Below are 23,946 nucleotides of genomic sequence, written 5' to 3'. Positions count from 1 at the left end.
TAAAAATGTTTTGCATTACTCTAACCAAGACTGGTAGTAATTTCCATCGTCTATACGCATCCCTTCTTCCGTAACCATTAAAGGAGCAAATGTATCTACCATTACGGCTAACTCTTTGGTCTCGGTTTTACCAATGCTTCGCTCCATGGCTCCAGGATGTGGCCCATGCGGTATACCAGCCGGGTGCAACGTAATTTGTCCTTTCTTAATGTTGTTTCTACTCATAAAGTCACCATCTACATAATACAATACTTCATCAGAATCTATATTACTATGGTTATATGGCGCAGGTACCGATAACGGATGATAGTCGTACATTCTAGGAACAAATGAACAAATTACAAATGCAGATGTCTCAAATGTCTGATGAATTGGAGGTGGCATGTGTAAACGCCCTGTAATAGGTTCAAAATCATGAATAGAAAATTTGTAGGGATAGTTATATCCATCCCAACCAACTACACTAAACGGATGACAGGCATAGATATATTCATGAATCATATCCTGCTTTTTTACCTTTATTAAAAAATCGCCCCTTTCATCATAAGTTTCTAATTTATAAGGCGGGTGCATATCTCTTTCGCAATACGGAGAATCTTCTAAATGCTGTCCAAACCAGTTTCTATACCGCTTAGGGGTGTATACCGGATTTTTAGACTCTACAATAAAGAGACGATTATCAGGAGTATCAAAATTAATTTGATAAATCATTCCTCTAGGAATCACTAAATAATCTCCATACTCAAAATCAATAGTGCCCAGTAATGTTCTTAATTTACCGGAACCTTCATGAATGAATACTACTTCATCTGAATCGGTATTCTTATAAAAATAATCGGTCATTGATTTTCTTGGGCTTGCCAATACAATATGACAGTCTTTATTAAACAACATTGTCTTTCTACTTTCTAAAAAATCATTTTCAGAAGGAACTTCATAACCTTTTAAAGAAAGAGATTTCATGTTTTTTTCAATAGCTACTTTAGGAGCCACTGCATACGATTTTATAACTTCCCTTACTTGAGTAGGTCTATTAGTATGATACAATAGTGAAGACATTCCATCAAAACCAATGGTACCAAACAGCTCTTCATAATAAAAAGAACCATCTGGTTTTTTAAAAATAGTATGTCGCTTCTTCGGTATATCTCCGAGGGTATGATATCTGGGCATAGTATGTAATTATTAAAATTCTAATTATTTGTTTTGGTACTAACACTAATCGCTGATGAACTATAACGTTTTCGTTTTTAAGGTGTATTAGTCCATTTATCAGTAAGATTCCATAGACCATAAAACATATATTACAGCTTACAATAACACCAATTTTCGTGCAAACTAAATATAGCTGCAAAAAAATACTTATCATTTAAATTATATTAATTTAACAATTATAATATAGTAAAATTCTATTTATTATAAAATATATAGAATAAAATTCTTTTTTTATTATTTTTAATTCTAAATTCAGAGTTTAAATCTATCAAGATGAAATTGGACACCACAGATATTCGAATCCTAAATTTACTTCAGGAAAATAGTCGTATCACAACCAAGGAAATGGCTAAAAAATTATCATTAACCACAACTCCGGTATTTGAGCGTGTTAAAAAATTAGAACGTGAAGGTATTATAGAAAAATATGTAGCCATTATAAATCAAAAAAAAATGGGTATCATACTCTCTGCATTTCTATTTATTTCATTAAAAGAACATACCCGCAGACATATTGATAAATTTCAAAAAGATGTAGATAGTTTTGATGAAGTAACCGAATCATTTCATATTACAGGTGAAAATGATTTTCTATTGAAGGTTGAAGTAAAAGATATGGAAGCTTACCAAAAATTTGTATTCACCAAGCTTTCTGTGCTAACTCAGTTAGGTAGTGTGAAAACGCAATTTATTTTAGCACAAACCAAGCAATCGTTTCCAAACATAGAATTATAAGTATATGTTATTCAATACGTACCTAAAAAATACCCGAACCGCACCAAAAAGGTAATCAGCTCGGGCTTTAGTTAAGGTAGGCTCAGATTATTATCTGTAAATTATTTTAATGTTGAGATACGTATTTCAACATTTAATTACGATTATCTTATAAAATAAGACTTTACTTTTGGTGCTATCATTGTAGTATATAGTTGCTCTTCAGTTTTTACCTCTCCTTTAGTATCTATTCCACTGCCAAACATAATTAACCAAGTATTTCCAGACCCTTTAATTTTATCTCCATGATGTTTCCATGTATCTAGTGGATCAGCACCTCTACCATGATCTGTAGTAATGATAAATACTGTTTGCCCCTTATAAAACGGATCATTTTGGGTATAATTCCATAACTCTTTAATAAAGGCATCGGTTCTGTGCGCCGATTTTAAATATGAATCATATTCACCATCATGCGCAAAATCATCAGTCTCTCCATAAGAAATATAGGTTAGTACAGGATGATTTTTTTGTAGATATTCTTTTGCAAAATGATGTGTAAAAGCATCTAAACGCACGCTACCCCAAGGTCCGGGAATTTCATCTTGCAATTCATTAAGAAAAACTTCTCTTTCGGTTAAATTTTCGCTTTCTGCTTTCATAAATCCTGCATTTACAGGAATACCACTTCTTTTCTGGTTTATAATAAACGGAAATACATCCCAACTACCAAAAGCCGCTACTTTACCTTTAAATGACTTTATGTTATTAACCTCTTCCAATACCGTAACATTAGGATTGTAAATCTTATCGTTACTATGTATGTTTTTATCATCTGCTTTTCCCGTTAAAATTTCATTGTAACCTGGATACGAAAACCACATAGTATTAGTAAGGTTCATTTTACTTCCATAAGCTCTATTTCCATGAATCTGACCAAAAGTGGCTACTTCTTTCCAGATAAAAGGAAATAACGTTTCTCTACGCTCTAAAGCAGTTGGTCTCCAAAATAATTCTTTTAATTCATCAGGATGTTCTACAAATTCTTTATTTCCAACTAATAGTGAATCGGCTCCTGTAAACAGTTCTTGCCAACGCAAACCATCAAGTGTAATTAAAATTACTTTTGTTTGCTCTTTCTGTGCTTGTACCATGGTAACAACCATTAGTAACAAAACGGTAACTAATTTTTTCATTTGTTATGATAATTATTTTTCGGTCGAAATTTTAATTACCTCCGACCATTCACTCCATTGTAAAAATTGATCTCTATAACGTACTCGCCAATAATACGTTTTACCCGGCTTTAAATTTAGGGCTATCTCATCCTTTAAATCATCGCCCTTTTGTAAGTTCTGATCGTAATACCAATCTTCAAATTGTTTCCAACTATTAAAAATAGTTTTCTCAAAATCATCTGATTCTGATACCTGCCATTGACTTGCAGCATGAAAAGCCTGATCATTATCACTTTTAAATACTGAAGCCGTTAGCAATGGTTTAAGTGTATCTACCTTTCCCTTAGGGCTAACCGCCATCGGTTTCTCAGGGTTTATGGCATTTTTATAGATTGTAATACTATCTGTTATTACATTATTTTCAGGATTAAGTTCATTTCCTCTACTCACTCTTTTTACCGTGAACTTAGGATTCCCATCATTAGGGTCTACAGCTACCATCACAAAACCATATTTAGCTTGTGTTACGGTAAATTCATCATAGTTTTTTTGGGCATAAGCTCCCCATTCGTCAATACGTCCTCCTGCGGTAGCAACGTTAATCCATAAGTGCTTATGGTTTTGAGACTGACCTCTGCTATAACCATGTGTGTGACCAAAAAAATGAATACTAGGCTTTCCTGTTTTATTGGTAAAATTTTCTAAGCGCTTTACAACTTCACCTGTATAATCTTCTTCCCCACGTAACCACAATTCTGATTTATGTGGATGGTGTAATTGGGCAAAAACGAAATCGATATCATCATTTTCGGCAGTTCTTACTAATAAAGAATCCAACCATCGTAATTGGTCTTTAATTCGATACCCCTCATTAGAATTTAAACCAATGATTCTTGTATTTCCATAATCTTTATAATACCAATGCTCGGCAAAGGCAGGAGTACCGTTTTCTGGTAAACTGAAGTATTTAAAATAAAATACTGAATTACGCTCATGATTTCCTAATACCGGATATACCGGAACCTGAGAACCTAAAGGTTGTATCGGTCTGAAAAAATCATGTTGCCATTGGTCATATTCACTTCCAGAGCTTACCAAATCACCGGGAATCATTACTAAGGCTAAATTATCAGGAACTCCACCTTCAAACTCATCTGAAAGATACGACAGAACCCCATCCTGAATGATCTCAGTAAATTTATTAGGATTACGTCTATCTATCTGCATATCGCTCATGGCTACAATGTTAAAAGCCTTATCATCAGATGCAAATGGAGGTGTTTTAAACGTATAAATATCTGAGACTAACGTACCTGTTTTAACCCTATAATAATAAGTTGTAAACTTCTGTAGCCCTTCTATAAGTACTTCATGTACACGTGCTTCGGTAAAATTGATATCGAATGCTTTACCCGATACTTTTTTACCCAATTTTTTGGTTACACCCCACTCTACAAAGCTCTCTTCTCCAAAATTAGTTTCCCACATAATTTTAATAGAATTAGGTGTAGCATCCTGTAAATAGGGCTTTACATAAAACTCCTGAGAATACCCGAATATACAGGTAAACAGTGCTAGAATAATTATTTTTTTCATACTAAATATATTTCGTTGATACTTTGTTCTACTATATTTATGGCTTTTACTAAATCTTCTCTTGAAATAGTTAAAGGAGGTGACAATTGTAGCACATTGCCAGAGGACACTTTAAAGCTAAGTCCTTTGCGTAAACAATTATACATTACTTTTTCAGCCTCATTAACTGCTTTTTCCTTGGTGATTCTGTCGGTAACTAACTCAATTCCCCATAGCAAACCCATACCACGGATATCTCCAATTAATTCATATTGTGTTTGTAATTGACGCAATCTTTCCTTTAAAAATAGTTCATCCTGTTGTACTTTCTCAAGTAAGTTCTCGCTTTCAATAATTTCGATAGTCGTTAATCCCGCAACCGACCCCAACGGACTCTTTTCATGAGTATAGTGCCCTAGTGAAATATCTCCGAAACGATTGTAATCATCTCTGGTTATAATAGCCGCCTGAGGAAATATGCCTCCTCCAAGTCCTTTTCCTAAACATAAAACATCCGGCTCAATACCATAATACTCAAAAGCAAACATTTTCCCTGTACGCCCTAAGCCTATCGGAATTTCATCCAAAATTAATACTACTCCATAAGCATCACATAATCTTCTAGCTTCCTTCCAAAATTCTTTAGACGGAATCTGAACATCTGTATTCCTGATAGTTTCAGCTATAAAGGCTCCTATTCCATTTTCTTTACTTAAAACATATTCTAAATGTTCTAGACATTTCTGCTCATTGTTCTCATAAATACCCCGATACGTAATCGGTGGTGGTATGCGTTCTACACCAGGCATCAACGGCCCCATATAATCTCTAAAAACAGATTCTCCTCCTACGCTAACCGCATCTAAATTGGCTCCATGAAATGAATCCCAAAATGATATTACTTTGAATTTTCCGGTAACTGCTCTTGCTAGCTTAACAGCCATACCAACAGCCGAACTCCCATTAGGAGTAAGTAGTACTCTATTTAAATCGGACGGTAATAAAGACGCCAACTTTTCGGCAAAATCAATAGCCTTCTCATTGGTATATCGTCTAGTAGAAAAGGTTAAATCATCTAACTGTCCTTTCAATCTTTCTACCAATAACGGATGGGCAAACCCTAATTGATGTACATTGTTTCCATGAAAATCTAAATACGATTTTCCTCTAGTATTTATAATAGATGATCCTTTTGCATTGCTTAACACATCCAAACAAGGAGTAGACATTGACTGATGTAAAAAATAACGTGCATCTTTATCTAACAATTCTTGTGTATTGGTATCTATCTCTGTTTGTTGCCAAGCTTTACGCGCTTCTGTAAAATTTACATCTCCCTCTGTTCGTTTGTGTATATTATCTGCACTCATACGGACCAAATTTTGCTTTTACTGTTCTTTTATTAGTGGTATCATCTAATACATAAATTTCATAAAAATTTCCGTTATCATAAACACGCACTACTATATGTCCTTCCTGACTCTTATAGTTATTCAATTTTTCTCCTATCACATCTTTGTTTGGTTGTAACATAACTGTTGCAAACATATCTCTATCTCCCGGATACAACTTTTTAGAACTAATTCTTCTAAAAACCTCTTCTCCCGGATGATCTGATGACCAGTTCTGTTGTATCCAAACTCTTGGTCTAACCGTTCTTACGTAATAGATATTTTGTGAATTTCTATTACCATGATGGTTTAAGGTAATCACATCTACAGGACCGATAACCGGAGCCATGAGCGATTCCATTGATGAAAAATCACTTTGCCCGTAAGCATCTACTCCACTAATATCTCCTCCTGTGAAGTAATCAAAATTACCATAAGTGATTTTAATACAGGTGCTTAAATCATTTTCACCGTGATATTCTCCCTGCTTATAGGTATCAAAATAATACTCTTTTTCACCTGTCCAAATAGCTCCATTTACAGCTATATTTCTAACATGAAAATTTGTATACTTTTTAGGTGATTTTACTAATTGTATCTGATCTAATTTACCTGGAATCAGCGTCTCATTTTTCAATCCATTTTTATCAGATTGATAATCAATAAACTTCCAATAATTGGTGAGTGTTTGCACCATATGATAGGTATCCTTCCTATACTTTCTTTGAACTATTGTATCCTTTAAATCAATCGGAAAGCTACTTCCCCTATCTATTAAAGTATGAATAGGTACTAAAGTACCAACCTCAGTAATCCCTGTTAACTGATAATCGCCCTTGTCTGATATTTTCCTTATACTATCTACCTCACCAAAATGATCATCATGATAATGTGTAATGATAGCATAGTCTATTTCTTTATTCACTTTCGGACTAAATTGCTTAATATAATCCACTATCCATTGAGGAGCCGTTTTTGACCTATTAGGTGTTAACGGTGCATTTCTGACGGAAAGCGTTCTAGGATGTGTTTCAGAAGTATCTCCAGCATCCACTAACATAGTTGTTCCATCGGGCAATATAAAATAGGCAGCATCTCCTCTACCTGTATTTATATGGTGTATTTCCAGTATTCCTTCTTCCCATTTAGGATATGTGTTTACCTGAGCCACAAGCAAATTCAGTCCAATTAGAGAAGTCAGAATCGTAATACATAATTTCTTCATAATTACAGTGCTAACATGGAAGTTGGTAATATTTGTCTAGTAAACTGACTATTTGCATAATACACATCCAACCAGCCATCTCCGCCTCCATTAAACCAATGCACATTTATGTTGTATGTACCCGGTTTTAAGTGAATTTTACCGCTTTTTTCTTTTATACCATGATCACCGTCGTTATTCACCACTTCTTTACCATCAATAAATAATTTACTCCCATCATCCGAACGTGTAGAAAAACGATAGTCATCTTCGTTATCAATTATTAGTTTAGAAGAAAATACTACAACAGTATTGCTTTTTATAGGCTCTGCTACCTCATCCGAGGTAAATTCAAAACAAGTACCAATTGCATCAGGTTCTAACCCCAAAACCGACGGTAGCTCTTTCAAATCTTTTAAATAAAATAACTTATAGCCAACAGGCTTCTTCTTCTTTTCTTCTCTAATTCTAAAATAAGCATCTGAAATAGAGCTAATTAATACTCCGTTCTTGAATATTCCTGCTTTAATTACCGTATTAGAAGAAACTTTAAATGGTTCAGTATAGATCCCTGATGTACTTTTAGGCATACTACCATCAATAGTAAAACGAATGATTCCTTCACTTGCTATACTTTCTATAGAAACAGTAGCTTCATTTACAAACAACCCTCCTGCTACTTTGCTTAAGACAGCTTCCGGCTTAATAATAGGTGCTGGTTGACGCTCTATAATAGCATAATCATCTGAAATCTCATTACCTTCAAAAGCCTCTAAAACAGGCTTACCTATGCAAGCTATAGGCAATTTCAATCCAAAACCATACGCCACTGTGGCTGCGTTATCATATTGATATACCGGATATTTAATATGGTATCCTTTTTTAACATGAGGTCCCCATAAAATAAAAGGAATTTCAATTTCAGCTAAAGAAGCTCCTCCATGACCTTTACCAATACCTCCATGATCTGAACTTACAATAACCAAAGTTTCTTTAGCCAGCTGAGAAGACTCTATAGTACTTATTAGCTTTCCTAACAATTCATCAGCCTTGGCTACAGATTCGTAATATTCTTTTGTTCCATGGCCAAATTCGTGTCCGGCATGGTCTACATGATCAAAATGTATAAATGTAAAATCTGGATTTTTATCTTTAATGTAAGCAGAAGCTAATGCTTCTGTTTCATCTTCAGAATCTCCGTTAATATCATAACTAACCGCGCTTTTCTCAAACAAACGTCCAAAACCATCCCAATGATAAATAGTTCCTATTTCAGCATTTGGGTTTGCTTTTCTGATATGACTAAAAATAGTTGGGAAAAGATACGGCTCATTCTGAACTACCGTAGGTAATACAAAATTATCTCGCTCCCAAGAATTTGATAGTATTCCGTGTTGCTCTGGGCCTGCTCCCATAATCATAGAAGCCCAGTTGGTACTAGAACTAGTTGGCAAAACTGCACGTGCCTGCATGGTAGAAGCACCTTCAGTTATAAGACGATCAAAGTTTGGAGTTTCTGCATGCTTTAATCCATCAGGACTCAATCCATCGAAACCTATAACCACAATATGTTTATAGGTAAATGAATTACTAGCTACCTCTTTTTGTAATTTATCTGAATGGCAAGACCATAGGAAAAATATTCCTATGGCCATTGCAAATTTTATATATTTCATTTCTTACTGTATACTCTTAGTTATTAGAAGAAACATCCCACCAAAGTCTGGTGTTAATATCATCGGCTCCCTGATTTTGAACAGCAGATTGATAGTTAGCATTGTTTGTAGATTTTACACTAGAAGGATATAAAAATCTAACAGGTACCTGACTGTTGTTACTAGCCGCAGGACCAGGAACTACTTCTGGTTGTCCTGTACGTCTCCAATCAGACCACGCTTCAAACCCTGTGTTATATAACGAAATCCATTTTTGAAGATAAATTTTGTTTAAAATCTCATCACTGGTTCCTGTTAAAGCTACACCGCCTTGAGTTAAATAGGTATCCATATCGGAAAGTGTTCCGTCTAAAAGATCTGATATTTGAGACCAGCCACCTACTTCAATTCTACTTTTGTAATATTCGAAAGATGCTTTAATACCAGTTTCATAATAAGTTTCTACATCGCCTGTAGAAATAAAATCACGTTGTCTAGCTTCTGCTAAGATAAACTGAACTTCAGAATAACTCATGATAATAGTTTGTGCTGCAGTTGCAGAAGCATCATCATCACAAGCGTCACAAGCAAATAAAATTCCAATTCTCGAGATATTGTTAGAACCACCGTTATAAGCAAGTGCATCTTCATCACTTAAACCATTAGGCTCTCCTACGTAGTAATCCCAATTATCTGAATACCAACCCTCATTAGCGTTAGATATTGGTTGTGCAAATACTACTAATCTTGTATCGTTTAAAGCTTTTAATCTTGTTTCTAAAGTTTGACTTAAGCGTAATTCATCAAAACTACCAGAACGAGTTTCGTATTTTGGTTGTGGATTTCCTGTATTCCATGTTACAGCAGCCATATCTTCATTACTTTCAAAAATAGGGTATTGAGTTGGATTACTCACAATGGTTTGAATAGCAGCAATAGAAGAAGAGTTACTAACATCTGTTAATCTCATTAATAAACGTAAACGTAATGAGTTAGCAAACTTTCTCCAAAGACTTACATCACCTCCATAAAGAATATCACCGTCAATATTACTAGCATTGGCTAAAATATCATTAGCATTCTCTAAATCGGCTAAGATTCCGGTATAGATATCACTCTGACTATCAAAAACAGGAGTAAAATTACCAGTAATTTGACCTAGAGTAGCCTCACTGTATGGAGCATCTCCATATGCATCTGTAATAATAGACATAATCCAAGACTTTAAAATAAGACCAACCCCATAGTACCCGGCCATTAATTCAGAATCTTGAGAAGCTTCTAAAATGTTATTAACATCTCTAAGAGCATCATATCCGGTTGAATATGGATCTCCTGATGGATCCCAAATATAACGGTCATCATCGGTAAACTGGTATCTTGCAGAATGTTGCATTACTAAGGCTCCGGTTCCCCAACCGTAATCTGCCCAATCGTTAGCAATAGAACGAATTACACCAGGTACTAATAATTCGGGTGTAGCACTCGTAGGATCATTAGGGTTTGTGTTAATTTCGGTAAAATCATCTTTACAACCTGCAATAGAAACCACCATTACAAGACTAAGTAGATTTCTTAAAAATTTATATGAATGTTTCATTTCGAAATTAGTTTAGAAATTAAAGTTTAAGTTGAAAGTAAATGAACGAACCCCTGGTAACGCCATGTTTTCAATACCTGGTTGTAATGTATTACCAGAAACAGAAAGGGTTTCAGGGTCAAAGTGTGGATTTTCTGTCCAAATGAATAAATTTCTACCAGTTACAGAAAATCTTACATTCTCTAAGAATATTTTTTCAGCAAATTTAGCTGGCAGTGTATATCCAATAGTTATTTCTCTTAATTTAGTATAAGAAGCATCATACTTAGCTGCTTCTACGTTATCTCTGTCGTAGTAACTATAGTTCCAGCTACGAGCACCAATGTTTACAGTGTTTTCTTGGTAAGAACCATTAGATTCTACAACACCATCACCAACAATACCAGTTTCTCTACCTACAAGAGTCTCTTTTAACTGACCAGATGTACTAGCAATGGTTTTTGTTCTAGACACAACAATACCACCTTCGCGAATATCAAATAAAACACTTAAGTCAAAGTTTTTGTACTTAAACTTATTTTGAATACCTAACATAAAATCTGGTGCATAATCACCTTGATATACTAGATCATCTGTCATTTCAGGTAAACCATCAGAATTATAAATGATTCTTCCGTAGTAAGGACTGCTCTTATCTTCTACTCTCTTAAATCCGTAACCATAGATAGCACTAACAGAACCACCTTCTCTAGCTTGGATATATGCTCCGTTTCTAGAAGTTAATGTATAATTAACTCCGTCAAGATCTTTTACTTCACTTTCGTTAGTTGAGAAATTAAAATTAGCATCCCAAGTAAACTTCTCTGTTTTAATTGGTTGAACTCCTAACATTAATTCAAAACCATGGTTTTTAACTTCACCTAAGTTAATGTAACGCTTGCTATAACCACTTGCTATATCAGCATCTACACTCATAATCTGATTTTCAGATAAGTTTTGATAGTAAGTAGCATCTACATATAATCTGTTATTAAAGAATCTAAGTTCTGTTCCAACCTCATAAGAAGTAGTCATTTCAGGTTTTAAATCTTGATTTAATAATACACTGTCCTGACTTAAAACGGTATATTCTCCAAAGGCAGTTTCCTTGTTATACGTAGTTAAACCACTATTATAAGCTCCCGTGTCGTTACCTACTTGTGCAGCTGCAAGTCTTAATTTTGCAAAAGAGAAAGCTTCTGGTAAATCAACCATTTGACTTACTACTAAACCTAAGTTAGCAGAAGGATAGAAATAAGAATCTGGTACTGTACTAGACCAGTCTTTTCTTCCTGTTAACTCTAAATAAATTTTGTTGTCATAAGAAAAACGACCAAATGCATATGCACTATTAATTCTTTTCTGAGTATCATCTTGAACTACAAATAAGTTACCTGCCTGTGCATTGTTGAATGAATATAATTCTGGTACAACAAGTTTATTTGCATACGTATAGCTATTATCTACTTTCTGATCCATACGGTTAGCACCAACAGATAAACTAACACCCCATTTTTCATTAAAAGTATTATCATACGTTAACAAGAAATCGGTATTTGCTTCCTGAAAATAAACATTAAGTTCTCCATAAAAACCTTCAGGGAAACGTTGTGTACTAAATGCTCTTTTCTTGGTACGTACATCTCTGTAAAAGTCTCTACCAGTTCTAAACATAAAACTTAAATGATCCGTGATATCATAATTCAAACTAATATTACCAAATACACGGTCTTTGTTCTGTGCATTCGTATTTTCGTATACATTAAAATATGGGTTATCATGGTAGTTATAGTTATAATTAAACTGTTGCGTACCCTCTAAACCTGGCTGCCAGTAATCTCTTAAACTTGCTGTATTAATCTGGCGACCATACCATGCCCATAAATACATAACGTTTTCTGTACCGTAACTTAAAGAAGGGCGGTTACCACTATCTTGTTTTATGTAGTTAATGTTAGAACTTAATTTAAGTTTATCTGTTAAATTAAGTCTACTTGTAATATTAACGTTGTTACGTTTTAAATCGGTATTGGGTACAATACCTGTTTGATTTAAATTACTATAAGACGCTCTAAAGCTTCCTAACTCACTAGACTTAGCAAATGAAATACTATTTATAGTAGTAACACCAGTCTCAAAGAAATCTTTGATGTTATCAGGATGTGATACCCATGGAGTTGGTGTAATATCAGCAGAACTAACATCTACGTCACCTCCTCTTGTGCCATCAGCTCTTGGAGAATCAAACTGAGCAATTGTATAACCAGCATCTAACTTAGGCCCCCAGCTTTCATCAACACCATCATTAGTTCCACCGTTACTACCATCAAGGAAAGAGAATTCCATGTTATTCCCTTGTCCGTATTCATTTTGCCATTCAGGCATGGTAGAAATAGTTTCTAACTGTACACTAGAACTAACACTAATTTTTAATTTTCCTTTTTTACCAGCACCACTCTTGGTAGTAATTACAATAGCACCGTTAGCTGCACGAGAACCATATAAAGCAGCAGCAGCAGGTCCTTTTAAGATATTGATGGACTCAATATTTTCAGGATTAATTTCCGCAGCACCATTACCGTAGTCAGTATCTTGAGTGCTAGAAGTATTCATCCCTCCTACATTATTACTAATAGGAGTACCATCAATAACAAATAAAGGAGAGTTGTTATTAATGTTTAACGAAGAGTTACCACGAATGGTAATACGTGAAGACCCCCCTAAACCACTTGGGCTATTAGTAATATTAACCCCGGCAACTTTACCAGATAAGCTATTTAAGAAGTTTGTTTCATGAGCTTCCTTCAAGCTCTCAGATTTTACCTCTTGAGAAGCATATCCTAATGCTTTTCTATCCTGCTTAAGACCCAAAGCAGTTACCACAACTTCGTCTAATTGAGCTGCATCCGGAACTAAAATAATCGTTGCTTTTTCCTTTCCTGTGATATCAAACTCATAAGTTTTATACCCAATATAGGTTACAACTAATATTTTATTATCTTCGGGCACTTGTATGGAGAAGTTACCATCAAAATCTGTAGTAACTCCAACAGAAGTACCTTTTACTACTACCGAAGCACCCGGTAATGGTATTTGGTTGTCATCATAGACAACACCAGTAAAAGTTGTTTGAGCAAAGCTGAAAACCGAAATAAATAAGGTGAAAATCAGCCAAAGTTTAATTTTGTTCATCGTATTAAAAGTTTACTTGTTGTTTACAAATATTAAATTTTGAGATAAACTAAACATATGGTAAAAATTAAGTTATCATATAAGAAACATTAAGATTATTAACTAAACGTTAACAAGTATCTTTTTTACAAATAGTAAAATTATAATTTTATAACATGACACATTTGAAAGTTACTTTTAGTAGAATATTATGAATAATTACCTGATTGGAATAGGAAAAAGAATAAAGGAAATCCGTAAAGAAAAAAGCAAGAATATTAGTGATATTGCAACGCTTGCAGAGGTGAGTAACGGATTGATTTCAAGAATAGAAAATGGTAGAACCATACCTTCTTTACCCGTTTTATTAAATATTATTAAAGCACTTGAAGTTGAAGTTACCGATTTTTTTAGTGGCATGCCCGAAACCAATGGTGATACTTTTATAGTATCTAGAGCTGGTGATAATAATGTTATTGAAAAAGAAGATGATGCTGTTGGCTTTAGTTACAAATATATTTTTGGTAAACAACTTTCCTCAATGGGATTTGAATCTGTGTTATTAGAAGTAGCACCCGGCTCTAAAAGAGACACCGTTGTAACCGATGCTTTTGAATATAAGTATATACTATCTGGTACTTGTTCCTATATTATAGGAGATTCTGAAGTAGAATTACAAGAAGGTGATGCCATATTTTTTGATGGACGTATACCTCATGTTCCTGTAAACAGAGGTGATACCCCTTCTAAAATGTTAGTGATGTATTTCTTTATATAAACACCTATACAAAAAAAAGGTTTTGCGGTTGCAAAACCTTTAGCTTAATTAACAAAAAACAACATTGAAAGTAAATAATTTTAAATAATTTCAAGTAATTCTTTTAAATCATTTATAATATAATTAGGGTTTGCTATGGCCAATTGTTCTTTAGTTTGTGCACCTGTAGTAATTCCAACTGTTGCCCCACAATTAGCATTTTTTCCTTCTTCTATGTCAATAGCAGAATCCCCTATTTTAATAACAGCTTCAGCATTTTCAATAGCTAATTTTTCCATCGCTAAAAAAATCATATCCCCGTGAGGTCTGCTTCTTTCTACATCACTAGCGGTTACTAATAAATCTATATCATTTCCAATCGCCCAGTTTAAACGGTCTAATAACAAGGTAGCCGTTTTCACATCGTACCCTGTATTAAGTACCACTTTTATATTTTTTCCTCTTAGTTTCTCAAAAATCTCTTTAGCACTATCAAACGCAAATACATCCATAGTCTTATAAGATGTTTCTAAGGTTTCTTTAAAATCCTTAAAAATTTCTGATGCTTTCGTGGTTTCTTCCCCTAAAAACACCAAAATATCTTTAATAGCTTGTAATTTTTCTTTTCCTGCTCCGTGTATCAACACTGTCTCTAATGCTACCGTATACCCATATTTAGTAATACTGTTAGCCAACGTTTTATAAACAATATTATCTTCATTAACTGTAGTCCCTGCCATATCAAAAACTACCATTTGAACTCCTTGCATTCTATATATTTTAATTTAATACTTCCTCTATTTGTTCTTTTGAATACCCTGCACTGCCTGTCATCCCCTTACCTCCTATAGCTGTAATTACCCTAATATCTTTAGAAACATCTTTATTAAAAATATCTTGAGTTTTACATTGAGAATACATTCCGTACCATCTGTAGGCTATATCGTAGTTTGGCAAATCGATAATTTTCTTAGCCTCTTCAATCATATATTCATTAATCTCTTCACTATTATCAAAACCAAGTTTAGCCTTATCTTTTATTCCACTATACATATGAGAATCTCCTAAAATTACAGATCCATCAGTAGCTTGTTTGAATAATATATGAACACCCCATTTTTTGTAAAGTGCATCAGCTGACTCTTTTGCTTTTATCTCTTTATAGGAAGGACATTCTGTAAACGACTCATATCGTTTGATTGTTAATCCGGTTAATATTGATCCTGGTAACACATACCCTTGTTGCGGTTTGGTTTGCATCATTTGTAATTTAGTTATTTCTATATCACTTACTGCAAACTGCTCTGGGTACAACAACTGAAACTCATCACCATTACAGATAAAAACCTTTTTAGCTTTTATCTTTTTACCACCAGCAACAAGCACTTCTACACCATCTGACAACTGTTCGCAATTTATAACAGTAGTATTAAAATGAATATCTACATTATACTCCGCAGTTAAATATTGATGTAACCTGTTTATCATTACCCTAGGTTCTACCGTAACTTCCTGAGGAAAAAACAAGCCTCCAACTGCATACTCCTGTTTTAAACCCGAATATTTCTCTAAACATTCATTTTTAGAAAGTTTAACAGAAGTATAGTCATTTGCTTTGTTTATTTCTGATAGCTCCTCTAGTAATTGCATTTCGTCTTCATTAGAAGCAATATATACGGTTCCATTATTACGAATAGAGATATTAAACAATTTTTGAATTTCTGCATAAATAGCCAAACTCTCTCTGCCGTATTGTTGCCATTTAATATTCATACCCGATGGCACCACCTGACCAAAATTGCGAACGGTTGCCCCATCTGGTCTACTATTTTTTTCTAAAATAGCAACATTATATCTTTTTTTTGCTGCGTGGTAAGCATGAAACGTTCCTAACGCTCCGGCTCCAACACATATAACATCAAACATTTTTTTGTTGATTAAGTTAGTTTCTAAAATCAGTTTATTCAGATAGTTCTCTGCTCGTTTTTCTATTAAAATAGATATAGGATATTATAATAACCACTAATCCCACCAACGACAACACATAACTTGAATTCACCACGAACTTAAACCATGATATTTCACTCTGAAAGAAGTTTTTATAAAATAACACCAATACACTTCCTAAATACCCAAAACTATCTGCTATATAAATTAAATACCCCGAATTTCCTTTTACAGAAAACGTAGCTATCATTCGATCAAAAAATATTCCGTTAAAAGGCACATAACATAAATACAACCCTAGTCCAAGTAAGGTCATCCATGTCCATGGGGCAATAGCATTCATCATATATAATATAGTGGAACCTCCTGTAGCAACCACCCCTACAAAAAGTAGAACATGATACCACATAAATGCCTTTCTATTTTCCTTTATAAATCCTAATAAACTTAAACTTCCCAACACTATCAAGGCAATTACAATTTCGGTAGTAGCATATACCGAAACATCTCCTTTATACCCAACTGCATCCCAAATTTCTCTAGAGAAATTATCTCTAAAATCTCTAAAAGCCGTTAACAGCGTATAGAAAAATACTAACACCACTAAGGGTAAAGCAAATAATTTAAACACCTTTTTACGATCTGCTTTGGTTATAGGTTCTCTTTTATGCCTAAGCCTTAAATCTTCTTCGGTAGGTTCCGGTAATTTTTGAAGTAAATATGCAAAAAGTACTAACGGAGGAAGAAAAAATAATCCGGTTACAAACGGCATCCAAAACTCAGAGACATCTAAATACTTCATTACAGCCATTCCTGCCGATTTTACAACTCCACTAGAAACAATAAAACTAGTACACAGCATTAAACCAAGAAATTCAGTAACCTTACGCCCTTCTAAATAAGAAAATACAATACCCCAAACGAGTCCTAATGGTAATCCATTAAGAAACATAAAAACAATATTGTACGGAGGTTTTATAAGTCCAAAAAATAGAAGGGCTATTTCTGCAAGGGCTATTAAACCTACCAAATAGAAAGCTCGTTTCTCCTTATTTAATTCCGCAATAAACTTAATACCTATAAATTTCGAGGTAACATAACCAATTACCTGTGCTATAATTAAAAGTATTTTGTAATCAATACTCCAAAAACTATAATCAGCAAAAGTTGCTACACTAAATGGCTTTCTAAAAGCGTACATACAAAAATAAGCTCCAAAAGAAGCTATAACTGCATGAAGTAAAAAAGTGATCTGACGTTTCTTATTCATTTTACAAATAGTAAAATTAAGCAGCAAATAAAGTGAAATATTTTACTATTTGTAAAAAATAGTACGTTATTTTAATATTAAATCGTAAAAAATCACACATTAAAGCCCCTCATAACATCGGAAATTATTATTGGGTAAACTATAAGATATGGTTTTTAAATATATAACGTAAAACACTATGAAACAATACTTTTCACCGAAAAATTAAAAAGTCATATGTAATTAAACATATGACTTTTTAATACTCTAAAATTATAGTTAACAATAACTACGTCAACTATTCATTTTTTAACAACATCTCTAACTGATGTTTACAGTTTATTAATGCTCTAAAATTATGATATGTGGTTTTCCATACGTGTCCTTTTAGCTCCTTTTTAACTTCCGGACGCACATCTGCCCCCCAAGAATACCAGCCTCCATATTTGGCATCCATCATATATTTTTGAGTATATTTCCATAAATTTTCAAATTTACTATAATAATTCATCGAATCATCCGGATACATTCTTGTCAATATTAATAAGGTATTTAATCCTTCTGCCTGTGCCCACCAGTTCTTTTCAAAATTGGTAATGGTTAGCTCTTTATCTCCTTTAAAATAGTATCCCCCTTCATAAAAACCTCCTTTATCAGTATCTAATCCGGTTTTTAATGAGTGATCCACCATTCTTTTTCCAATTTCCAACGTCTTTTCTGTATCTTCTCTACCAATAGCTTCAGAAGCCTCTAACATTAAGTAGGCTGTTTCTACATCGTGCCCAAAAGAAACATGATCTAAATAAAAATGCTTGTTTATCACTTCTTTACTCTCGTTTCTAAAACTCACTGGTTTCCAATCAGGAGTAAAAAATAGATCCATTGAATAATGGTCATTTATAATCGTATCTCTTATTATAAGTAGTAATTCATTTAATCTTTCTTTTACCAAATCATCTTTCCATACATTATAAAGCTCTGTAAAAGCTTCCATTAAATGTATAGAGCTATTCTGGTCTTTATAACCTGCATCTGATGTAGATGGAATATCCTCAGTTCTTACAATTGGGGTACCGTCAATTTGCATATGCTGAAAATATCCTTTATAGGTTTTGTCATGACTGTGTTCTTCAAGCCACATAAAAGTTTTTTTTGCCAATTCTAACACCTCTTCATCGTGAGATACCTCATAATAAGCTGCTAAAGCATAAATAGCAAATGCATTTCCATAGGCAGTTTTAGCTTCATAACTTTTTTTTATAGGTTTTCCTTGTTTGTTTACCCAAGTATGAAAACCACCATGTTTCTTATCCCACATTACATCTTTCAAAAATTCATATCCATGAGCCGCACAGGCTAAGTATTTTTCATCTCCATATTCTTTGTAAGCTTTAGAAGTAACCCAAACTTGTCTTGCTTGCGTCACAATCATTTTTTCTTTCGTATCTCCTAACTTAAAATCATAAGTGATATCTGTATAATAGCCTCCGTCTTCTTTATCCAATGCCAAAGGATACCATTTGTCAATAAGCCCTTCTTTTGCATCGTTATCAAACTGATCTATCAGCTTTTTAGAAACTTTTTGTGCCTGAACACTCACGGTGATAAGCACAGCAATTAGTAATGTATTGATCTTCATAATATTAATATTGTTTACTCAAAAACAGCTTGTATTTATTGAATAAATATAAAATATAACCCCTTAATTTTAATTATATATGAATAATACTTTGTTATATTGATCAAATAGTATTAACGTATATTTACGTCATACCCTAGTTTTATATCATAAATGAATAAATAGTATCATGAAAAACCTACTTTATATAGTTTTTTTGCTAGGTGCCATATGTAGTGCACAAAATGAGAATAAAAATTTTAAAATAAATAAACAGGAATACCTTGAAAATGAGGGTGTAAATGTAATGCTTGCCCATGACTTCTATCCAGAAGGTCACCAAGGTGGTGTGGGGATTATCCAAAATGGAATTCGTGTTGCAACCAACGGAGATTTACGGTTAGAACCTACTCCGGGGCAATGGCAACCAGTACCTAAAGTTGGAGAGCGTAGTGTAGATGCAACCAACCAAACTATTAATTTAAGAATGCAGTTTCCTGATTCTTCAAAAAACCGCACCGGTTTTAATCCGGTAGAATATCCTGATTTATTTTTGGCGTATACTTTAAAGATAAAACCAGAAGGCGAATCTTTTAAAATCATTGTAGATTTAGACAAACCGTTACCTAGCGAATGGGTTGGTAAAGTTGGTTTTAATTTAGAATTTTTCCCTGGTATATTATTCGGTAAGAGTTATTATATGGATAATGAGTTTGGCATATTCAACAGACAAGCCAATGGACCAGGATATTATAATGAGGATGGTGAATACAGAATGGAACCTATAGCTAGTGGTAAAAAATTAAGCATTGCACCTGAAATGCCTGCACAAAGTATTACCATTGAAAATTTAGGCAACGATCAACTTGAATTGTTAGATGGTAGAGCACAACACAATAATGGATGGTTTATTGTTCGTTCCTTAATTCCGGCAAATGCTACTAAAAATGCTATTGAATGGGTAGTAACACCTAATATGATTGAAGATTACATCTACAATCCGGTAGTTCAAATATCCCAAGTAGGTTATCACACAAAACAAGATAAAGTGGCTGTGATTGAAACGGATCCTAAAGATACTGAAGCTAAGGTTACTTTGCATAAAATAATGCCTGACGGAAGCACTAAAACAGTAGAAACTAAAACTCCAAAAACATGGGGTAGTTTTTTAAGATATGAGTATTATCAATATGATTTTTCACATATCACAGAGCCAGGAGTTTACTTTATTACCTACAAAAATTATAAAACATCTCCTTTTCAAATAAGTGAAAGCATCTACGACAGAAATGTATGGCAACCTACCTTAGAATATTTCTTGCCTGTACAAATGTGTCATATGAGAGTTAATAACCGATACAAAGTATGGCATGGTAGAGCACACCTTGATGATGCGCTTATGGCTCCTATCAATTACAATCATTTTGATGGATATATACAAGGAGATTCTACACTTACCTCTTTTAAACCAGGAGAACATGTACCGGGATTAGATGCCGGTGGTTGGCATGATGCTGGAGATTTTGACCTTCGTATAGAATCACAGGCAGAAACCGTTCAAGGGCTTGCCAGAATTTACGAATTATTTCAGGTTAACTATGATAACACTGCTATCGATCAAAACTCTAAAACAGTAGAAATGCTTACTCCTGATGGAAAAGCAGATATTTTACAACAGATTGAACATGGACTATTATCTATTGTTGGGGGATATGAATCTTTAGATAGGTTCTATCGTGGTATTATTGTACCAACTCAAAGACAATATGTATTATTAGGAGATCCTGCAAATCATAGTGATAATGAAACCTATGATGCTGCAACAGGTAAAAATATCTCTATGGGAGAAGATGGTGCTCCTGATGATCGCTGGGTATTTACAGAAGATAATCCAGAACGTGCAATGGAAGCTGCTGCTGCCTTAGCCACTGCATCCAGGGTTTTAAAAGGATATAATGATTCCTTAGCAGAAAAATGTTTAACAATTGCTACAAAAGAATGGGATCGTTATTCATTTGACCCTAACACGGCTCGTATAGAACTGGCTACAGAACTGTACCATACTACAAAAGATGAAAAATATTTAGACTACTTATTGGATCATAAAAAATACATCACACAAAATTTTACAAATATAGGATGGATTGTTGCTACTATTTATAATGACGTAGAAAATAGAAAATTTAAAAAATTCTTGTTAGAACCTGCTAAAGCATACGCTGACCAAGTTAAAGCTCAGGCAGAACAAACCCCTTATGGCGTACCATACGAACCAAATATTTGGGGTGCAGGTTGGGATATTCAAAATTTTGGAATGAAGCAATATTTTTACCATACTGCCTTCCCTGAGTATTTCCCTAAATCATATATGCTAAACGCTTTAAACTTTGTATTAGGTACGCACCCAGGGGTTAATACTGCTTCCTTTGTATCTGGTGTTGGTGCTCATTCATTAACGCAAGCGTACGGCATAAACCGTGGAGAACGTTCTTACATTCCTGGTGGTATAGGATCGGGAACAGCCCTTATACGCCCTAACCTACCTGAACTTCTTGAATGGCCGTATTTATGGCAACAAACTGAATATGTTTTAGGAGGTGGTACTACAGACTACTTATTTTTAGCAATAGCTGCAGGTCATTTATTAAACTAAAAAACTGACAGGAATACACCATGAGAATATTCACCTTTATATTGCTATTTGTAAGCATCAGTATACATGCTCAGTCTCCTGTGAACCCCGATGCGAGTGATGAAGCCAAGGCATTATTACACTATATTTCTAATTTAAACGGGCATATTTTATCTGGGCAACATAGCTATAATCATGATCCTGCCCAATATTATGATGTGGTTACCAACATAACAGGTAAAAAGCCTGCTATTTGGGGAGCCGATTTGTATTGGAGTGGTAATGAGAATCCGGGAGATAAAGTGGTTGAAGAAGCTATTAAAAAGCATAATGAGGGTGCTATTATAACCATTATGTGGCATGTTGGACGCCCTATGGACAACGCTCCTTTTGGCTGGAAGTCCAGTGTTCAAAACACCATTAATGATAAAGACTGGAAGGCTCTTACAACCCCAGGAACAGTACTCAACAAACGTTGGGAAGTTCAAGTAGACACTATTGCAAAATCTCTCAAAAAATTACAGAATAAGAAAATTGCTGTATTATGGAGACCGTATCATGAAATGAATGGTGTTTGGTTTTGGTGGGGTAATAAATCAGGAAAAGATGGATATGTTAAATTATGGAAAATGCTATACCATAGACTTACTGATGTTCATAAATTAAATAATCTCATTTGGGTTTGGAATGCTAATAGCCCAAGAGATATCCCTTATGATGAGGCATTTGCATACAACGATTATTACCCAGGTAAAAAGTATGTAGATATTTTAGCAACAGACGTTTATCACTTTGATTACGAACAAAAGGATTATGAGAGCTTGTTAAAATTAGCAGATGGTAAACCTATTGCCTTAGGAGAAGTAGGTCAATTACCTAAAGCTAATATTCTTGAAAAACAACCTAAATGGTCATGGTTTATGGTTTGGGCCAACTGGATTGAAACCGCAAATAACAAAGAAGGTATTTTAGAAGTTTATAATAGACCAAATACGTTGACAAAAGACAATATAAGCTTAAAAAAATAGACATTTACACCCATAATTATGTATAAAAAAACACCTGCTTAAACAGGTGTTTTTTTATATATTTTGTAAAAGGATTAGTAACTATGGTACCTGATAACCTAATATCTCAAGCATCTTGTACGCATACCTACTACCTAATAACCTATATCCTTCAGAATCGAAATGCGCATTATCCTGTGCTGTACAACCTTTAGAAGATATAATATAAGCATTCGGAATCACTTCCGGTAGGATATTTACAATAGGAATCATTGCATCGCAACAATTTACCTCAGTTTGCAACATTTCTCCAGCTAATATTGGTACAGAATCTGCTTCTAAAGACAAATCTTCTAGCATATCGTTGTATATTTTCTGCACATAAAAAGGCCATTGTATTTGTCCTGTATTCGTTTCTCCCTGATGCAATAAAATCCCTTTAACAACACCTTTCTTTTGAGCTAATTTAGCCATATCTATAAGACGTTTATAAGGATTCCATCCATAACCGGCAACCTTACTTTTAAACCAATCCTCTTTATAAGTTAAAGCATAGTGTTTATAAACATCCTTATCAAACAAACGAATATCGCATCCTCCAATAGCCACATTAATAATACCCACAGAAATACTATCAGGTAAATTTTCTATCATGGTTTTTCCAAAATAATCTGCTGGAGAAAGCTTGGTATCACATTGGCATGTTGGCGGTGTAGCATTATACCATTTACCCATCTCTCTGTTCAGATTAGGACAATCCATTGCTTCTAATAATTTAAATCTACTATTAGCAATGGTATCTACAGGTTCTATTGCTCCCTGCCCTTCCATATTAGACTGACCAAAACAAAGGAATATGTAAAAATTTGAATCTTGTGCATGTAGCTTAATTGTTACTAAGATAAATCCTATTAAAAGGATAAACTTTGTAGTTCTAAAAATTTTCATTGTTTAATTACTAGTTTTATTAATATTTCTGGATATAAATTTAGTAATCTATAAACCATTTCAATTGAATAAAATGCTCATTTCATTAACCAAATTTATCAACTTT

17 protein-coding genes are annotated in these 23,946 nt (G+C 34.0%); 4 read left to right on the top strand and 13 right to left on the bottom strand.

What is annotated here, in order from left to right:
* Window positions 1-15: 15 nt before the first annotated feature.
* Window positions 16-1,173, bottom strand: a complete 1,158-nt coding sequence (locus tag NBRC110019_RS01780) for a homogentisate 1,2-dioxygenase (protein ID WP_281751727.1) — start codon at window positions 1,171-1,173, stop codon at window positions 16-18.
* 315 nt (window positions 1,174-1,488) lie between these two features.
* Here NBRC110019_RS01780 and NBRC110019_RS01775 point away from each other — a divergent pair, with 315 nt between their 5' ends.
* Complete coding sequence (locus NBRC110019_RS01775) at window positions 1,489-1,950, top strand: Lrp/AsnC family transcriptional regulator (RefSeq protein WP_281751725.1); 462 nt, start codon at window positions 1,489-1,491, stop codon at window positions 1,948-1,950.
* 143 nt (window positions 1,951-2,093) lie between these two features.
* Here the strand turns inward: NBRC110019_RS01775 and NBRC110019_RS01770 are convergent, their stop codons facing one another.
* Genes NBRC110019_RS01770 through NBRC110019_RS01740 form a run of 7 tightly spaced genes read right to left on the bottom strand, consistent with a single transcriptional unit; the run spans window position 2,094 to window position 13,703 of the window.
* Window positions 2,094-3,125 carry an alkaline phosphatase family protein gene (locus NBRC110019_RS01770; protein ID WP_281751723.1) on the bottom strand — a complete coding sequence of 344 codons (1,032 nt, stop codon included), beginning with the start codon at window positions 3,123-3,125 and terminating at the stop codon, window positions 2,094-2,096.
* Window positions 3,126-3,137: 12 nt separating this feature from the next.
* Window positions 3,138-4,703 carry a purple acid phosphatase family protein gene (locus tag NBRC110019_RS01765; RefSeq protein ID WP_281751721.1) on the bottom strand — a complete coding sequence of 522 codons (1,566 nt, stop codon included), beginning with the start codon at window positions 4,701-4,703 and terminating at the stop codon, window positions 3,138-3,140.
* Complete coding sequence (pbfA, locus tag NBRC110019_RS01760) at window positions 4,700-6,052, bottom strand: (R)-1-hydroxy-2-aminoethylphosphonate ammonia-lyase (protein ID WP_281751719.1); 1,353 nt, start codon at window positions 6,050-6,052, stop codon at window positions 4,700-4,702. The genes NBRC110019_RS01765 and pbfA overlap by 4 nt, the downstream gene beginning before the upstream one ends.
* Window positions 6,039-7,298 (bottom strand): ComEC/Rec2 family competence protein, encoded by a 1,260-nt coding sequence (locus NBRC110019_RS01755; RefSeq protein ID WP_281751717.1) that lies wholly within the window; start codon window positions 7,296-7,298, stop codon window positions 6,039-6,041. Before NBRC110019_RS01755 ends, pbfA begins: the two co-directional genes overlap by 14 nt.
* Before the next feature lie 2 nt (window positions 7,299-7,300).
* Window positions 7,301-8,953, bottom strand: coding sequence for an alkaline phosphatase family protein (locus NBRC110019_RS01750; RefSeq protein ID WP_281751714.1), 1,653 nt, complete (start codon window positions 8,951-8,953; stop codon window positions 7,301-7,303).
* A gap of 16 nt (window positions 8,954-8,969) precedes the next feature.
* On the bottom strand, window positions 8,970-10,532 hold the full coding sequence (locus NBRC110019_RS01745; RefSeq protein ID WP_281751712.1) for a SusD/RagB family nutrient-binding outer membrane lipoprotein: 1,563 nt from the start codon (window positions 10,530-10,532) through the stop codon (window positions 8,970-8,972).
* A 12-nt stretch (window positions 10,533-10,544) separates the two neighbouring features.
* Window positions 10,545-13,703 (bottom strand): SusC/RagA family TonB-linked outer membrane protein, encoded by a 3,159-nt coding sequence (locus tag NBRC110019_RS01740; RefSeq protein ID WP_281751710.1) that lies wholly within the window; start codon window positions 13,701-13,703, stop codon window positions 10,545-10,547.
* Window positions 13,704-13,893: 190 nt separating this feature from the next.
* On the opposite strand from NBRC110019_RS01740, the gene NBRC110019_RS01735 reads away from it, so the two are divergent.
* Window positions 13,894-14,460: a helix-turn-helix domain-containing protein gene (locus tag NBRC110019_RS01735; protein ID WP_281751708.1), complete on the top strand. Its 567-nt coding sequence runs from the start codon at window positions 13,894-13,896 to the stop codon at window positions 14,458-14,460.
* Window positions 14,461-14,540: 80 nt separating this feature from the next.
* Here NBRC110019_RS01735 and NBRC110019_RS01730 read toward each other — a convergent pair whose 3' ends face one another.
* The 4 genes from NBRC110019_RS01730 to NBRC110019_RS01715 form a co-directional block, all read right to left on the bottom strand.
* A complete protein-coding gene (locus NBRC110019_RS01730; RefSeq protein ID WP_281751705.1) occupies window positions 14,541-15,209 on the bottom strand; it encodes a phosphonatase-like hydrolase in 669 nt (222 codons plus the stop codon).
* A gap of 10 nt (window positions 15,210-15,219) precedes the next feature.
* Window positions 15,220-16,365 (bottom strand): TIGR03364 family FAD-dependent oxidoreductase, encoded by a 1,146-nt coding sequence (locus NBRC110019_RS01725; protein ID WP_281751703.1) that lies wholly within the window; start codon window positions 16,363-16,365, stop codon window positions 15,220-15,222.
* Window positions 16,366-16,399: 34 nt separating this feature from the next.
* On the bottom strand, window positions 16,400-17,656 hold the full coding sequence (locus NBRC110019_RS01720; RefSeq protein ID WP_281751701.1) for a DUF5690 family protein: 1,257 nt from the start codon (window positions 17,654-17,656) through the stop codon (window positions 16,400-16,402).
* 277 nt (window positions 17,657-17,933) lie between these two features.
* The gene (locus NBRC110019_RS01715; RefSeq protein ID WP_281751698.1) at window positions 17,934-19,274 is read right to left on the bottom strand and encodes an AGE family epimerase/isomerase; all 1,341 of its coding nucleotides are present in this window, start codon (window positions 19,272-19,274) and stop codon (window positions 17,934-17,936) included.
* 169 nt (window positions 19,275-19,443) lie between these two features.
* Between NBRC110019_RS01715 and NBRC110019_RS01710 the strand changes: the two genes are divergently transcribed.
* Window positions 19,444-21,906 carry a glycoside hydrolase family 9 protein gene (locus NBRC110019_RS01710; RefSeq protein WP_281751696.1) on the top strand — a complete coding sequence of 821 codons (2,463 nt, stop codon included), beginning with the start codon at window positions 19,444-19,446 and terminating at the stop codon, window positions 21,904-21,906.
* A gap of 20 nt (window positions 21,907-21,926) precedes the next feature.
* Window positions 21,927-22,913, top strand: coding sequence for a glycosyl hydrolase (locus tag NBRC110019_RS01705; RefSeq protein ID WP_281751694.1), 987 nt, complete (start codon window positions 21,927-21,929; stop codon window positions 22,911-22,913).
* A gap of 81 nt (window positions 22,914-22,994) precedes the next feature.
* On the opposite strand, the gene NBRC110019_RS01700 is transcribed toward NBRC110019_RS01705, so the two are convergent.
* Window positions 22,995-23,840 carry a sialate O-acetylesterase gene (locus NBRC110019_RS01700; RefSeq protein ID WP_281751692.1) on the bottom strand — a complete coding sequence of 282 codons (846 nt, stop codon included), beginning with the start codon at window positions 23,838-23,840 and terminating at the stop codon, window positions 22,995-22,997.
* Between the last annotated feature and the right edge of the window lie 106 nt (window positions 23,841-23,946).

The sequence above is a fragment of the Neptunitalea chrysea genome (assembly GCF_027924145.1).
Taxonomy (GTDB): domain Bacteria; phylum Bacteroidota; class Bacteroidia; order Flavobacteriales; family Flavobacteriaceae; genus Neptunitalea; species Neptunitalea chrysea.
This window is presented reverse-complemented; position numbering and strand designations above follow the sequence as displayed.

What these genes read in the sequence shown, in the direction of transcription:
- NBRC110019_RS01780 (WP_281751727.1), bottom strand. Translation starts at nt 1,173, where the DNA reads ATGCCCAGATATCATACCCTCGGAGATATACCGAAGAAGCGACATACT.
- NBRC110019_RS01775 (WP_281751725.1), top strand. Translation starts at nt 1,489, where the DNA reads ATGAAATTGGACACCACAGATATTCGAATCCTAAATTTACTTCAGGAA.
- NBRC110019_RS01770 (WP_281751723.1), bottom strand. Translation starts at nt 3,125, where the DNA reads ATGAAAAAATTAGTTACCGTTTTGTTACTAATGGTTGTTACCATGGTA.
- NBRC110019_RS01765 (WP_281751721.1), bottom strand. Translation starts at nt 4,703, where the DNA reads ATGAAAAAAATAATTATTCTAGCACTGTTTACCTGTATATTCGGGTAT.
- pbfA (WP_281751719.1), bottom strand. Translation starts at nt 6,052, where the DNA reads ATGAGTGCAGATAATATACACAAACGAACAGAGGGAGATGTAAATTTT.
- NBRC110019_RS01755 (WP_281751717.1), bottom strand. Translation starts at nt 7,298, where the DNA reads ATGAAGAAATTATGTATTACGATTCTGACTTCTCTAATTGGACTGAAT.
- NBRC110019_RS01750 (WP_281751714.1), bottom strand. Translation starts at nt 8,953, where the DNA reads ATGAAATATATAAAATTTGCAATGGCCATAGGAATATTTTTCCTATGG.
- NBRC110019_RS01745 (WP_281751712.1), bottom strand. Translation starts at nt 10,532, where the DNA reads ATGAAACATTCATATAAATTTTTAAGAAATCTACTTAGTCTTGTAATG.
- NBRC110019_RS01740 (WP_281751710.1), bottom strand. Translation starts at nt 13,703, where the DNA reads ATGAACAAAATTAAACTTTGGCTGATTTTCACCTTATTTATTTCGGTT.
- NBRC110019_RS01735 (WP_281751708.1), top strand. Translation starts at nt 13,894, where the DNA reads ATGAATAATTACCTGATTGGAATAGGAAAAAGAATAAAGGAAATCCGT.
- NBRC110019_RS01730 (WP_281751705.1), bottom strand. Translation starts at nt 15,209, where the DNA reads ATGCAAGGAGTTCAAATGGTAGTTTTTGATATGGCAGGGACTACAGTT.
- NBRC110019_RS01725 (WP_281751703.1), bottom strand. Translation starts at nt 16,365, where the DNA reads ATGTTTGATGTTATATGTGTTGGAGCCGGAGCGTTAGGAACGTTTCAT.
- NBRC110019_RS01720 (WP_281751701.1), bottom strand. Translation starts at nt 17,656, where the DNA reads ATGAATAAGAAACGTCAGATCACTTTTTTACTTCATGCAGTTATAGCT.
- NBRC110019_RS01715 (WP_281751698.1), bottom strand. Translation starts at nt 19,274, where the DNA reads ATGAAGATCAATACATTACTAATTGCTGTGCTTATCACCGTGAGTGTT.
- NBRC110019_RS01710 (WP_281751696.1), top strand. Translation starts at nt 19,444, where the DNA reads ATGAAAAACCTACTTTATATAGTTTTTTTGCTAGGTGCCATATGTAGT.
- NBRC110019_RS01705 (WP_281751694.1), top strand. Translation starts at nt 21,927, where the DNA reads ATGAGAATATTCACCTTTATATTGCTATTTGTAAGCATCAGTATACAT.
- NBRC110019_RS01700 (WP_281751692.1), bottom strand. Translation starts at nt 23,840, where the DNA reads ATGAAAATTTTTAGAACTACAAAGTTTATCCTTTTAATAGGATTTATC.